The organism is Psychrobacter sp. DM8, from assembly GCF_051307025.1.
Lineage (GTDB): Bacteria > Pseudomonadota > Gammaproteobacteria > Pseudomonadales > Moraxellaceae > Psychrobacter.
The window spans coordinates 1,797,294-1,811,742 of the sequence record NZ_CP195538.1 but is presented as its reverse complement, the minus strand read 5'-3'; the positions used below and the strand labels follow the sequence as shown (position 1 = coordinate 1,811,742).

General features: G+C 45.0%; 8 protein-coding genes. 5 read left to right on the top strand and 3 right to left on the bottom strand.

The features are described 5' to 3' along the window. Positions 1-100 precede the first annotated feature (100 nt). Positions 101-1,765 (bottom strand): TolC family protein, encoded by a 1,665-nt coding sequence (locus tag ACR64J_RS07665; protein WP_435949136.1) that lies wholly within the window; start codon positions 1,763-1,765, stop codon positions 101-103. Between the two features lie 168 nt (positions 1,766-1,933). On the opposite strand from ACR64J_RS07665, the gene glpK reads away from it, so the two are divergent. The 5 genes from glpK (at position 1,934) to ACR64J_RS07640 (ending at position 7,915) form a co-directional block, all read left to right on the top strand. Next, positions 1,934-3,505 (top strand): glycerol kinase GlpK, encoded by a 1,572-nt coding sequence (glpK, locus tag ACR64J_RS07660; protein ID WP_435949135.1) that lies wholly within the window; start codon positions 1,934-1,936, stop codon positions 3,503-3,505. A gap of 328 nt (positions 3,506-3,833) precedes the next feature. Beyond that, positions 3,834-4,349 (top strand): hypothetical protein, encoded by a 516-nt coding sequence (locus ACR64J_RS07655; RefSeq protein ID WP_435951053.1) that lies wholly within the window; start codon positions 3,834-3,836, stop codon positions 4,347-4,349. A 185-nt stretch (positions 4,350-4,534) separates the two neighbouring features. Continuing rightward, positions 4,535-5,893, top strand: coding sequence for a hypothetical protein (locus ACR64J_RS07650; RefSeq protein ID WP_435949134.1), 1,359 nt, complete (start codon positions 4,535-4,537; stop codon positions 5,891-5,893). A 59-nt stretch (positions 5,894-5,952) separates the two neighbouring features. Continuing rightward, the gene (locus tag ACR64J_RS07645; RefSeq protein WP_435949133.1) at positions 5,953-6,981 is read left to right on the top strand and encodes an endonuclease/exonuclease/phosphatase family protein; all 1,029 of its coding nucleotides are present in this window, start codon (positions 5,953-5,955) and stop codon (positions 6,979-6,981) included. A 238-nt stretch (positions 6,982-7,219) separates the two neighbouring features. Further along, complete coding sequence (locus ACR64J_RS07640) at positions 7,220-7,915, top strand: TetR/AcrR family transcriptional regulator (protein WP_435949131.1); 696 nt, start codon at positions 7,220-7,222, stop codon at positions 7,913-7,915. A 136-nt stretch (positions 7,916-8,051) separates the two neighbouring features. Here the strand turns inward: ACR64J_RS07640 and ACR64J_RS07635 are convergent, their stop codons facing one another. Further along, positions 8,052-8,999 carry a hypothetical protein gene (locus ACR64J_RS07635; RefSeq protein ID WP_435949130.1) on the bottom strand — a complete coding sequence of 316 codons (948 nt, stop codon included), beginning with the start codon at positions 8,997-8,999 and terminating at the stop codon, positions 8,052-8,054. Positions 9,000-9,106: 107 nt separating this feature from the next. Further along, positions 9,107-14,410: a hypothetical protein gene (locus tag ACR64J_RS07630; RefSeq protein ID WP_435949129.1), complete on the bottom strand. Its 5,304-nt coding sequence runs from the start codon at positions 14,408-14,410 to the stop codon at positions 9,107-9,109. Between the last annotated feature and the right edge of the window lie 39 nt (positions 14,411-14,449).

Below are 14,449 nucleotides of genomic sequence, written 5' to 3'. Positions count from 1 at the left end.
AGGAGTCATTCGCATTAGGGTGAGTAGTAGAGTAGTGCTTAGTAGTTGCTGTTTAATACTGCCTTTAAATAGCTATAAAGTAAGTAATTTTTATATTAAATTATTCGGTATACAAAGTGGGTAGCCTAATATCAGCGGCATTGAGATACGCGTTGAACGCTAGAGGTGTACCCGTGCTCTGCATCAAGGCGGCAAGCGCCTGCACATAATCGTTAGCGGTTTGCGCCTGCTCGGTACGTGCTTTGAGCGCTTGCGTCTGCGCTTGCACAACCTCTATCGTCGTATTGACGCCTTCATCTAGTCCTAAGCGCCGCAGACGCAATACTTCTGTCGCCAAGTCAACATTGCTCTGAAGGGCTTGATATCGCGCTTGTGCATTATTGACATCGTTCCAGTTCTTCTCGACCAATAGCAGCAGATTATCACTAACTTCAATCTCTGAGAGATCCGCTTGGCGTATTTTAGCGCTGCTAGATGCTAGTGATGCCGCTTTATCCAGCCCGCCCCATAGCTTCCAGCTTGCTGACACCCCTGCAATCCAGCTCGGATCTCGCCCGACTTGACTATAGCCATAAAGCATAACCGTAGGCTTGTAGCCTGTGTCAGATAGCGCATGCAGCTGCTCAGCTTGCGCGCGCTTGGCGGCGACTTTTTGGAGTCCAGGATGCTGAGCGAGTGCTAAGTCTTGAAAATAGGACACATCAGGCAGCGGACGACTCGATACAAACAAAGGCGTGGTCGGCTTGATACGATATTCTGTACGTAGCAGACGCTGCAAAGCGATCATGGCTAGGCGCGCGTCATTATTAGCTTTGATAGATTCGCTTTTGGCATCTGCAAGCGCTGACTGTGCCTCTAAACGATCAACGCGAGAGATAAAGCCTTCTTCAAACAAGCGCTTTGCCATATAGTCAGTCTGCTGCAAGGTATCATAAGCATCCTCACGCAGATACGCGGCAATGATGGCCAGCTGCGCCTTAAAATAGCGCTCAATCAGGGTGTTATATAGCTCGTTCTTATCCAGTACACTATCAGCTATCGCCTCTTGTGTGCGAGCGTTTGATGCGCCAGTCAGACTATCGGTGCGCCCAGCAGTATAAATGGGCCAAGCAAAGCCAAAACCTGCGCCCGAGGTAGAGCCTGAGCGCTCAAAATTATAAGACTCAGGAATACGCTCGCCGAGCATCTCACCAAAATTAGGCAGCATTGTTTGCGGCGGAATAGTAGGCGTTAGACCATTGGTATCAGCGCCGACGTTATTGACGCCATTGATAATCTCATTACGTAGGGAGGATAAATCCACATCCTCTTGCACTTTATAAGTACTCGCTGAGACTTGTGCAAATACAAAAGGTCTGTCTATGGTGGACAGCGCCTGGGTTTGATATTCGCTTGAGGCAATCGCCGCCTGATTGGCGGCCAGCTTAGGCGAGACTTGCAACAAGATATCTTGTGCTTGCGCTAAGCTCAAAAAACTAGAGACTTCCAGCGGGTAGCTATTAGCAATTGTCTTACTAGTGATAGGGTCAATCAGGGTATTTAGCTTAGAAGTTGCATTTTGAGTTAACGATGAGGGCGCTTCCATACTTGTCTGCATATTGCTATAGCGCGCGTCACCTGCATCTATAATTTGTGTCGTGTCATCTGGTAGCGCTGTATAGTATAAAGCAGGTTCAGTACCGATATCTGCAAGCGTCGATGTCGAGAACGCGACAAGTGAAGCGACAGCAATAGCGCAAGATAAAGGTGAAGTGATACATTTCATAAAGGATAAAGACCTTGCAACAAACCAATACATTTAGATTTTGAGCTATACAGCCCTAGATGCTTATGGGTATATTATAGACAGTAGTGACGTAAGTATCAGCATTATCGCAAATCTAGTCTTACAAACTACTAAAAATTGAATTTATAATAGGTGCAGGGGTAATCAATGGCAGGGTATATATTAGCGTTAGATCAAGGCACCACGTCGAGTCGAGCCATACTATATGATGACCGTGCACATCCTATTGAGATGGCGCAGCAGCCCACCACCTTACAAACCCCAAAGGCCGGTTATGTCGAGCAAGACGCCCGCCAAATCTGGCAGACACAGATTAGCTGTGCTCATGACGTCATCAATCAAGCAGGACTACTTGCAACGGATGTCAGCTGTATTGCTATCACCAATCAGCGTGAGTCGATTGTCATTTGGGACAAGCAGACAGGGCTGCCACTTGCGCCAGCCATTATTTGGCAAGATAGACGTACTGCGCCGTTTTGTGAACAGCTAGCTGCTGATAGCTCAGCCAATAACATAAGCCAGCAGGTACGAGATATCACAGGGTTGCGACTCGACCCTTATTTTAGTGCCAGCAAGATCTCTTGGCTACTTGAGAATCATCCGAACATAAAAGCGCGCGCAAGTAGTGGACAAATCGCGGTCGGGACGATAGATAGCTGGCTGATATATCAGCTGACAGGCGGCGAGCATGTCATCGATATCACCAACGCCTCACGCACGCTTCTTTTTGATATTCACAAACTTGAATGGTCGCAAACGCTGTGCGCGCGTTTTGATATACCTATGGAGGTATTGCCCAAAGTTGTCGCCTCAGATGGCGATTTTGGTAAAACCAAAAAGGGGTTGTTTGCTAAGCAGATTCCTATTCAGGCGGTACTAGGCGATCAGCATGCAGCACTGTTTGGACAAGGCTGTCTGGACGCGGGTATGGCCAAGAACACTTATGGCACCGGCTGCTTTATGCTGATGAACATCGGTCAAACACCAAAACTTAGCGCGCATAAGTTATTAACGACCATTGCATGGCAACGAAAATCAATGCCTACTCGTATCGATAACTTATCACTTAATCAAATCGTGCAGTCAGGCAAGCGCATTTTGCAGCCACCAAAGCGTGAGGTAACCTACGCGCTAGAGGGTAGCGTGTTTATGGCAGGCGCTATTGTACAGTGGCTACGAGATAATCTAGGCATGATCAAACAAAGCTGTGATGTCGAGGATTTAGCGCGGCAAGTGGACAGTAGCGATGATGTGGTTTTGCTGCCTGCGTTTACTGGTCTTGGCGCGCCTTACTGGCGCTCTGATGTCAGCGCAAGCATCACGGGTATGAGCCGTGGCACGACCAAAGCCCATATCGCACGCGCAGCATTAGAGGCAGTGGCTTATCAAACCTATGATGTACTTATTGCTATGCAAAAGGACAGCCCGCATCCATTAACAGAGCTGCGCGTTGATGGCGGCGCTGCCAATAATAATCTACTAATGCAGTTTCAGGCAGATCTACTGGGCGTACCTGTATTGCGCCCAAAAGATACCGAAATTACGGCTAAGGGCGCCGCGCTATTAGCAGGTCTAAAAACGGGACTTTATGATGAGTCTACTATGAGTGCGTCGTGGGAGGTTGAGCGTATATTTGAGCCAAGTATGTCTAATGAGATCAGAGAAAAGCATTTACACAAATGGCAAACGGCTATCGATAGGGCACTGCTGAGCCTATGATGCTGTTATGAGTACTTATAGCATGATACATGTTGTAACGTAAGAGCATCGTTATTCTGACGCTGTTTACATAGTTAGCCTATCGCATATTGTGCTTTAGTTCATATACTAATGGCGAGCTTGCAAATTTATAGTTCAAAAAATAAATTTCTATATAAACAATAACTAATAATTTAAGGATGATTTTATGAGTAACAATGATGCCCGTATTATAGGTGATACTGAAATTGTAGCTGCTGATGGTCGTGAACTAACTGATGCTGAACGTATTAGAGCTGAGAATGAGTTGCGTACGCCTGACGCTGGCGTGACCGAAAAGAAGGTCATTATGAATGATCCAGATAATATTGATCGCAGTGAAATCAAGCATATGTCAAAAGAGTCTAAAAAAGACTTAAATGCTGATATGATCACAGGAGAGCCGGGTTCGCATCCAATCGGTACTGGTATTGGTGGTGTAGGCGGTGCAGCAGCAGGCGCCGCAATTGGTTCTATGGCAGGTCCACTAGGTACGCTTATTGGCGGCGCTATTGGTGCTATCGCTGGTGGCGGTGCAGGTCATGCTTCAGCTGAGGCGATTAACCCTACTCACGAAGAAGCCTACTGGCGCGCTGAATTTGCCAATACTGACTATCATGCGCAGGGTCACGATTTTGATCGCGATGCCCATCCAGCTTATGCTGTAGGGTATGCTAATCGTCATCGTTATCCAGCAGATGCTCGTTTTGAAGATCATGAAAGTGAGCTTGAGCAATCATGGAACGAAGTCAAAGGCGAGTCACGTATGCAGTGGAATGAAGCGCGCGTAGCCTCACGTGATGCATGGAACCGCGTTAGCAAATAAGTATTCATATTAATATAAATGAATATTTACCAGACTTTTATTAGGGCTTTCAAACCATGTTTTGAAAGCCCTTTTTAATGCTGTTGAGAAAAAAATAAAAGTATCGTATTGACGTTCAACAATAACAATAAGTGTCAAAAAGTTGTGCTAATCTTAGTCTGACAATAATAATGAACATAGAGCAAATGACTGATACCTTAGCAAATCAAAATCTCAAAACTGCATCTGATGCTGCACGTTTTTATCAAGGTAAATCAAGCCAAGGCTTAGCGCCTGGGCTATGGACTTTGGTATTGTCACAAGTCACCACTTGGATATTTGCGCGCTCGTTGATGAATGCAGCCATACTTGGGTTCTTTTATGGTATTGCAGGTGCTCTAGCTTACGCTATGTACTATTTTAGCTTTATCACTGGCGCTCATATTGTCGACAGCCTACGCTTCAAACATGGCTTTGATAATATGCAAACCTTTATGCAGGCAAAGTTTGGCAGAGTGGGCGAGCATTTCTTTAATGCGGTTATTAGCTTTCGATTAGTCAGTGAAGTCTTTAGCAACTTGTTAGTATTTGGCTTTATCACTACCTTGTTTGTCGGCTTTAATGAGACTTATATTATCTTATTTATCGCGGTGGCCACTTTGATCTACTCGTCTATTGGCGGGTTGCATACTGCGCTTAAGACAGATGTTGTGCAGGCACTGTTGACGATTGGGGCGATAGCGGTACTGTCAGTAGCTATGTTCACCCATCCGCTGTTTTCATTGAACGAAATTATCAACTCATCAAATAGTACTGATAATAAGGGCTGGATACTTCTTATAGTCGCTTTTATTCAAGTCTGGAGCTATCCGGCTCACGACCCTGTGATGACCGATCGCGGATTTTTGGCAGATCGCTCAACCACCAAAAAGTCGTTTTACTATGCGGCTCCCATCTCTATCATCTGTATTGTACTGTTTGGCCTGCTTGGCGTATTTGCGCAGTTAAATAATGCTGGTGGGGCGACAGAGGTCACCCAAACGCTCAGCACGCTATTTTCACCTTTGGTTATGATGTTATTTAGCTTTGCGCTCATAATCTCAGCGATATCGACGCTCGACTCTACTTATGCCAGCGCCGCTAAGCTGGTAGCTGTCGATATGAAACTCATCAAACCTACAGTCAATAATGGCAGGCTGGTGATGCTTGGATTTTTATTGGTGGGTTTGGCATTTATTGCGACAGGTAGCAAAGACTTATTTGATGCAGTCGCGGTGAGTGGTACAGCCTCACTATTTTTGGCACCAGTAGTATTTTTTAGCATTTGGTCAAGCTGGGAGGTCAAACCTTGGGCGATTGTTATCAGCTTTGTCTCGGCGCTTAGCGCTGGCATTATTTATATGCTTGAGAACGGTGGATACCTCGCTGTGATGACGCCTATATTTGGCGTAGAGCACAAGTACGACAAGTTATTGATACTCTGTGTTATGGCATCCGTTATTGGTGCGATAGCTTTTGTGATAGCAAGAGTAAAACCTACCGCGAATCGCGCTCACATTGACTAAAGCTATTACACTGACACTGACACTAAAGCTATTACACTGACAATCATATAAAGGGTCTTATGACTGAATCCAATCGTAGTAACACTCGCCGCTCTTTTTACATAGCTACTGCTAATCTTTTAAACTTTGCCAATGCAGAGCGCATCTACTATGACAACGCGCCAGCTTATAATAAACAAGATTATGCACACAAACTAAAAGGCTTGTCAGATCTATTGGCAAAAGCACATGCTGATATTATTGCAGTACAAGAAGTATGGGACAGTGATGCGCTCGAGGACTTGGCAGTGGCATTAAAATTCAAGCCTGAACATGCTGTTATACCACTAGCGAGTAATAATACAGCTAGCGTGCATACTCGCGGGCTTGGTGCGCAAAAAACGCCTGCAGTTGGTATTATCACTCGTTTTGAGCAATTAGAGAGCAGCTTACTTGAACAAATTGCACCAAAAGCGGTCATCGATATCCCTGATGTAGGGCCTTATGAGCGCTTTAACCGTCCGCCACTATTATTACGAGTCAATGCCTTTGGGCAGCCAATCACTATAGTTACAGCGCATTTAAAGAGCAAACGTGCTTTTTTCTTGCGTGATGACGATGGTAATTTATTAGAAGATATGGATGATCCAAACATACGCATCCGTGCCAAGCTCCGTAGCTTATGCATGCGCGCAGCAGAAGCGGCTTCTATCCGTTTGTCTATTATCGAGCGCCTTTATCATACCCGTGAGCCGCTCATACTACTAGGTGATATGAATGATGTGACCGGTAGCGTGACTACTCAGTTGATGACCGAGACAGGGGAGGTAAATTATGATAAAAGTATGCGTGACGTATCATTATTTGACGCAGCTCGCGTGCAAGCTCGCTATGGATGGATGAAAGACGTTGCCTACACGCATATTTATCAAGGTATGCCTGAGGTTATCGATCAGCTATTTGTTTCTGAAGAGTTTTTACCTGAGAGTAAATTTGCCCTTGGGTATGTAGAGAGGGTCGATTATTTTAATGATCATCTCAAATGGGATTATGCCGATAGACCCACTGATCATGGTATAATCAGGGCTAAAATAAAGCTTAACGGTTAACGTTATCAATCGTTAATCGATACATTATTATTTGACCTATTTATGTCTTTTGCTTAATAATGTATAAGTATTTATAAATGCCTACTTATTAAACGTACAGTCAGGTCTGATGCCATTTGCACTAAAACGTTGTGGCATGAAAATTGCTAATATCAAGGTGTTACATTAACACCAGATTTAGCATCGATTAATAATGACGGTAGACAAAAACATAAGGCGTAACGCTAAGAGGTTTGTAATGAGTGAGAATAAAGACGACAAGATAGAAGACGTACTTGTAGATTCGGAACTGGCAAAAATGCTCGTACCGAATAAATTTAAATTTACCAGTCAGCAAGGCCGCGTACGCCGTCAAAAATTATTGGCAGGCGCCAAAAAGCTAAGTGAAACGCAAGCGATTAATGACATTACTCTAGCTGCTGTGTGTGAAGAAGCGGGTATTCCCAGAGCCTCTGCTTATCACTTCTTTCCTAACATTGAAGCGATATTTTTGGCACTGCGTTTTTTGAATGCTATTGAACTATTAGAAATACTAGCAACCGTTGAGACAGGTGGCTATGATAGATGGCAGGGGTATTTGACTGCACTTATCGACCGCTGCGTACAGATATTTCATGAAGACCAGACCAAGGCTAAGCTGATATACGATACCAACACCCCTGATTTTGAAGGCGATAGCTTCGGTGAAGACATCGATCATCAAATCGTTAATTTGGTATACAAGCGCTTATCTGAGCGTTATGAGATGCCAAGCTTTGACGATATTCAAGACACTATGTTGATAGCTTATAGCATCATTAATGCAATCTTTACTTTGTCGTATCGCCGTCATCAAGCGATTACAGATGAGTATATACAAGAAGCAAATACAGCATTCATCGCTTACTTGCGCTGTTATCTGCCAGAGAAACTACCAGCAAAAAAGGGTTCATAAATTGGGCTCGCCTATGGGTCTGAGTCAATATTAAACTCATAGGTGGTCTGTACTATATATTGGTAATCTATATATCCACGCAAAGAAGCCAACATTGATATGTTGGCTTCTTTGTATTAGGCGACAATCTATTTAGTTACTGGTCAGCGAGGGTATACGTCGCCGTTGGTTTAGGCATAGGAATAATAGCACTGCTTTGAACCTGACTGTCTACAGGCATGACTTGACCGTTACAGATATCATTTCTAGCATCTAGTGGTTCATACTGCTGGTAATAGTCGTTAATGTGTTTAATCAGGGCGGCGCTATCTATATCAGTATTGGCATTAATATAAGCTTCTCGAGCTTGTTCCAACCATCGATCAGCCATCCTAAAATGAGGGCTTGATTCGCGCCAACCGCGAGCACAGTGATCTGCTGCCGCCCAAATAAGAGACACCTCACTAAAGGCCAGCTCACGCGGTGCACTATCGATACCGCCTGAATCTTTGAGCGCACTCAATGTTGCCCAAAGGTCAGGGCGCATCATATCAGAGGTTTGAGGAATGTCGCTGACAAGTGCAATGCTTTGCTCTTTATTATTCTTTAGCGCATAAAAAATAGTACTGCCCCTCTCATACGCATAGTCAGCGATAGCGGCGCGGCTATTCATACTATATTTGTTGTTGGCATAAATAAGCCAAGCTTGCGCCTTGTACGCTAGATACTGTTGACGCGCAGTGACATTTGACTGCTCATAGGGCTGCAACTGCGCAATCATACAAGCGATATCGCGCTGCTGTGAGGTCTGATACTTAGACGTTTGTAAGTCATTATCATCACAGGCGCTAATTTGATTGGTAACCATGCTACTGACGACAGGGCTTTCTACTATAGGATTAGTCACTGGTTGGACATCAGTTTGGACAATAATGGGCTGTACTACGATAGGTTGAGAGACTGGGGTAATACGAGTAGTACTGGCAAAGTCTAAATCTGCAGAGGCAGACGAGGCGATAAGTGCTAGCAACATCGCTGATAGAGCAGCTGGGAGATGGCGCTGACAAGTCAGTATTTTAGTTTTGAGGTCTGAGGCAGTCATCATAATACAAACCTTTTATTAAGGAGATAAGTGTTCGGCGCTTTAAAGAGATCAGGTACACATCAAACGTTACTAAAAACCGCTATTTAAAACTAAGATAACTCTACTTATTATAAAGTAGAGTTATCATTTAAACGCTTGTTCTTACTTGGATCATCACGCTTAAACAGCTCTTCATCAAACTTAAAGCGCAGTCTAAAGTAAGCGCCTTGCTGCGTACTATCATCATAGGCGATATCATCATCTTCAAAACCCATGAAGTTGTAACCCAGTGATAACCATAGATTGGTCATAGGACTATAGCCGACCTCAGCACCTAGCATATACGCTAGATCATCTGCTTGATCATTCCAGTAAGTACCCGCTTGCAAGCCGACATCCCAGCGCTCGCTAAGATCATAAAGTCCGCGCCCATAGACGGCGTGAGCAGTGTTATCACTTGAGATGCCATCGGCTTCGTATTCAGTATATTTACCAGCGTAACGACCAGACAAAGTCAGTGGACGCGTCGGATGGTAGTTGCCGTTCCATGACCAAATAGTGGTGTCTTTACGATAAGTGTCATCGCCAGTATTGTTGTCATCCAAACGATACTCAAGCTTGGCTAGCATATCAAGCTGATTGCTATTTAAATCACGATAAGCTGCGCCCAACTGAAAACGGTTAACCGTACGGTCGCCATCATCGTAATCAATGCGCGAGTAAGTATCTTTTGCAAGCAAAGTGATATCGTCAGTATAGCGATAAGCAATACCTGCACTACCTAGCAACGTATCACTAGACTCGCCCCAGCGCTTCTCCAAACGCCCTGAGGCCTTGTAGTCCTCTTGTGCTAAATACTCAACACCAATACCGGCTGCGGTTGCGGTATTGTTCTCTTCGCCTTCTAAAGACTCAACACGCTCAAACAGTGTATTAAGGGTCAAGCCTTCTTGCACGTACCATTTGTTTTTGAGACCAATAGCCGCTTCTGCTTCCCGAGCACTGATAGCATCGCGCATACGGTATTCGCTATAGACCTTACCATCTTTCATGTAGTTGGCATCAAACCCGATGACGGTACGTTGACGCTCGTCGGTATCATCGAGACCATAGCTGCCTGACAAGCTATTGATTAAGTCATGACGCGCGTACAGACGACCTAGATTGCCTAGCGGCGTCTCGCCACCAACGGAGGTAGCGTTACGTGAGCTATTCTCAATATCTTGCTCATATTCAGCAAATACTAAGCTGTTATTGAGCTTAGGCAGGCGTGCGGTAATACGAGCGCGAGCTGTCGTACCTTCGATATCTTTATCAGCAGTACTGACGCCATTGAGTGCAGATTGATTGATAATATCATCATCAAATAAAGTATCGTCTGTAGGATCGATGGTATCTGTAGCTGCTTGAGTATTACGTGAAGCTGCAGTTGCGTCTTGCTTGTAATAGCGTACACCAAGCTCACCGACGACATTTTTGCTTAGGCGCTGCTCAATACTGGCCTGAATGCCTTCGCGGCTCGCCTCAGTAGTATGATCTTCTGTGCGTACGCCCTCAAGCTTAAGCGCGGTCTTCTTATCATTGATAAGATGAGTAATCTCGATACCAGACTCAGTACGTCCCGCCGTTAATGGAGACGCGCCAGTAACGAAGCCTTCGTCAGCGTCATTGTAATAAGCTTTTGCACGGGTATTTTTCTTATCATCATAGTCAAGCTCGATACGTAGTGCATCACCGTCAGCGTCTTGCACGTCTAGTTCATCAGCATTGATCTGATTGCTAGGCTGATAATTTGGATTTTCAGCTTTGTTCATCGCATATTCAGCGACTAGCTTTAACTTATCGTTAAACTTGATGACACTGTTAACACTAGCGAGCTCTTCTTTGTTAAGGGGGTCATCACTATTGACGTAACTACCACCGATAGAGACCTTATCATTTATCTGCTGCTTGGCTGCAATACCACCGACGAAATAGTCTTCGCCGCCTTCGTCTACTTCTACAGTGACGCGGATGTAGATTGGATTACCGTCCAAGTCTTGACTGGCAATCGGCGTTTTTAAAAATAAGCTACGACTAATAGGGTCAATCTCATAATCAGCAAAGCGAGTAAGCGTCTCACGGCGTACGATTAGACCAGGGTTATTGGCATCACGAGTAATAACTTCAACAGTCTCAGAGTTCTCAAGTACCGCATCAAAGTTCTCAGCAAGCGGGTAGGGGCCTGATATGCCAAGGCCACGCGTCTCATTCACACGCTGCGATGAGCTAGTTTCGGCAAGAAAAGTAGTTACGCGCGTATTAGCATCTTCGTACTGCGCTTTTAGACCGGTAAGCGTACGATTATACTGACCAAGTTTGATACCATCATCATTGTCGATCTGAGTCTTTAGGTCACCATAAAAGGCAAATGAGCGACCTTTATCTAAGCGTACATAGAGCTTACTCGTTGACTGCGCATCAAAACCTTTAGCTGATGAGTCGCCATAGACAGGGTAGTACTCGCCAGGTTCGATATCACGGAACAAGCGCTCACCTTTTTTGTCACTATCATAAGCAAGCGTCAATAGATAATCACCGCGAACTTTGCCTTTGAGGAACATTGCTGCACGGCCCGTCGCTGAGTAATCATCATTACCCGAAAACTCATGAAGCTCTTCTTCAAACGCGCCTTGAGCATCAGTGATACTACTACCATCAAAGTCTTTTAGTGAAATGGCGCCTTCAACGATACCTACAGCAATCAGTGGACGCAGCTTTGGAATAAACTGCAGATCGATAACTTGCTTGCTACTGCCCGTATCAATAACAAGCTCACCTTTACCCGCGACGCTTGGCGCAATAACAGGGATCAGTATCTCACCGCCATTGACAGTAACCTGCGTGCCCGCTTTATCTTTACTACCGTCAGGTAAATTGATACGACCGATATTGGTATCGATAGTGATCGGCGTTGACGCCACATAAGGACGGTTGTCACGATCCTTTAAGCTGACAACAATCTGGTACTCGCTGATACCATCAGCTTCAACCAAAGCCTCTTGAGTACGGTATTTAATCGCCTGCAAACTGTCAGGAGTCGTCACGTCAATAGACTGCTCAGAGATAACCTGGCCATTAACATCAGTGGCTACGCCGCGCAAAGTGTTACGACCACGCTTTAGATCAACGGCGTAGTAGTCAAACGCGGTGACGTTTTGCTTTTCTTGCTCAGCCGTTTTACCGATTTGCTCAGCTGATACCACTTTATCATTAGCATATAGCGTAAAGTTTGAGCCTAGCGGCGCTTGTACCTGTACCATCTGTTTATAAGAGGCAAGCTGTTGATTATTGCTCAAATTAATAAAAGCAACGTCGTTGTTAGCAACTTCTTTTAGGTACTCTTCGAGCACTTTTTCTTTGGGTTGAACGACTTTTGTGACGTCCATATTAACGCGCTCAGCACCAGGCTTGACAAGCTCTGTTACTATCGCTGAATCGCATTTGATACTTTGGTCTAAGACATCATTAGACTTACAACCACTAGCATCGACATTATCGGTATAATCGCGATCATAGATAGGTTCTAGATCAAGCTTGCTCTTAACCGCTTGTTCTAAAGTGTTATTTTTGGCACTGATACTTTTGCTACGGGCGACAAGCTCAGTATTTAAGCGCTCAGTACTATCGCCTATACCGCCAACGATAGCGAAGTCAGCACGGTGCAACTCGCCATACTTAAGGTCAACAAAACGGCTACCACCATCTCCAGCGTTGCGATTACTTTGGGTAATCAGCTCACTGGCAGCAGGTATTGTCGTGCGGTCAACTTTGAGCACGTGCGTCTTGGCACTAACGCCATAAAAGTTATATTTACCTTCAGGATCGGTGACGATGAAGTTACCGTTTTCCATATAGATACGTACGCCAGCCACGCCAAGCTCGCCATCTTCTTTTTGCTGAATACCATCGCGGTTAATGTCGTGATAGACCTTACCGATGATGATACCGTCGGTGTTCATAAGGCCACGGCTAACGTCGATTTCCCACTGCGATTCCATCGAAGCAAAGGTATTGCCGCGATCATCACGAGCGACAGCGGTGGCACGGTTGATACCGTCGCCACCTAATGATGAGGCACCGATAAGCACACGATAAGTAACGTTTTTGGTCTCGCCAGCAGCTAGCGTACCTAAACTTAGAACTTGATACTTGCCATCTACTTTAAACTCAGTCGTCTGTGCCTGATTGATATCAATATCGGTATCAGCATCGCCCGCGCCTTGACTGATACGTGCACTACCTTTGACATAATCAAAACCGCGCGGCAACGCGTCTTTTAGCTCGACATCGAATGCTGTGGCTGCGCCATTATTGGTAACGTTAATGCTGTAGTTGACATAATCACCAAGATCAGCTGATTTGACATCACCTTCTTTTACCACTTGTAGTCTGGCTGACTGATCCATGACAGTGATGTTGCTGCTAATATTACTATCGATATTAACGCGATCACCCTCTGGCGTGATACAAGCATCAAGCGTTACCGCTAGAGTATCGCCTTGTAGCGTCTGAATGATCTCATCATCGATGGCATTAGCGTTGTTTTGGGTAGGCGCCGCGACTTGATATTTACCTGTGTTGTCGCCTGTCTCTGTTGCTTTTAGAGAGTATTTATCGCCTGTAAGCTCTGAGGTAATCGTCACCCATACTTGATCTTTGGCATTAGGCTGCACGTTACACTGCGCATAGTTGGCTTCAACGTAGACATTTGAGCCTACTTGAGTGCTGTTCTGAGTAGTATCAAAATTTTCGTCTGTAAAACCAATACTTGGCTTGACAATAATCAGTCTGTCGGTTGCAGCGGCTGTTACGGATTCGTCCTGGACCACTACGGCGCCAACCTTGATCTCAGCAGTATCGCCACTAGTAGCGTTACGATCGGTTAGCGCTTGTACAATAAGCTGAATGCTCTCGGCTTGACCCAAGGCAATTTGAGCGCTTAATCCGTCTAGGACAAGCTGTTCATCAGCACCATCTATAATACCGTTATTATTGATGTCTTGATAAACGACAAAGTTAGACAAAGTATTCGGGTAGTCAAAGCTGACGACGACTTCTTCATCAAAGGTACCGTTATTCGATAGGACGTTAATCCACTGAACCGTATCGCCGGCGTTGACAGTCTGTAGTGCAGGTTGAGTGATGCTGACGTCATACTGAGGCAGGGTTAAAGATTTAAAGCTGACCTGATTTGAGGTGCCTGTTTGCGTACTGTTGCCAACTTTATAATTGGTCTGTGCAATATTATTAATCGTGGTCACGCCCTTGCCATCTTCGGCATGAGCGATATTTGCTTGCATAAGTAGCATCGACGCTGCCAACGTCGTCAGGGCAGTTAGTGCGCCTGTACGGTAGCGAGGGTTACGAGACGAAAATACAGCTTGACGCATATTCGGTAATCCTACTTATGAAAGAAAATATAATGGATA

Bases quoted from the DNA above. Each gene is read 5' to 3' on its own strand.
- ACR64J_RS07665 (WP_435949136.1), bottom strand. From the start codon at position 1,765: ATGAAATGTATCACTTCACCTTTATCTTGCGCTATTGCTGTCGCTTCA.
- glpK (WP_435949135.1), top strand. From the start codon at position 1,934: ATGGCAGGGTATATATTAGCGTTAGATCAAGGCACCACGTCGAGTCGA.
- ACR64J_RS07655 (WP_435951053.1), top strand. From the start codon at position 3,834: ATGAATGATCCAGATAATATTGATCGCAGTGAAATCAAGCATATGTCA.
- ACR64J_RS07650 (WP_435949134.1), top strand. From the start codon at position 4,535: ATGACTGATACCTTAGCAAATCAAAATCTCAAAACTGCATCTGATGCT.
- ACR64J_RS07645 (WP_435949133.1), top strand. From the start codon at position 5,953: ATGACTGAATCCAATCGTAGTAACACTCGCCGCTCTTTTTACATAGCT.
- ACR64J_RS07640 (WP_435949131.1), top strand. From the start codon at position 7,220: ATGAGTGAGAATAAAGACGACAAGATAGAAGACGTACTTGTAGATTCG.
- ACR64J_RS07635 (WP_435949130.1), bottom strand. From the start codon at position 8,999: ATGATGACTGCCTCAGACCTCAAAACTAAAATACTGACTTGTCAGCGC.
- ACR64J_RS07630 (WP_435949129.1), bottom strand. From the start codon at position 14,410: ATGCGTCAAGCTGTATTTTCGTCTCGTAACCCTCGCTACCGTACAGGC.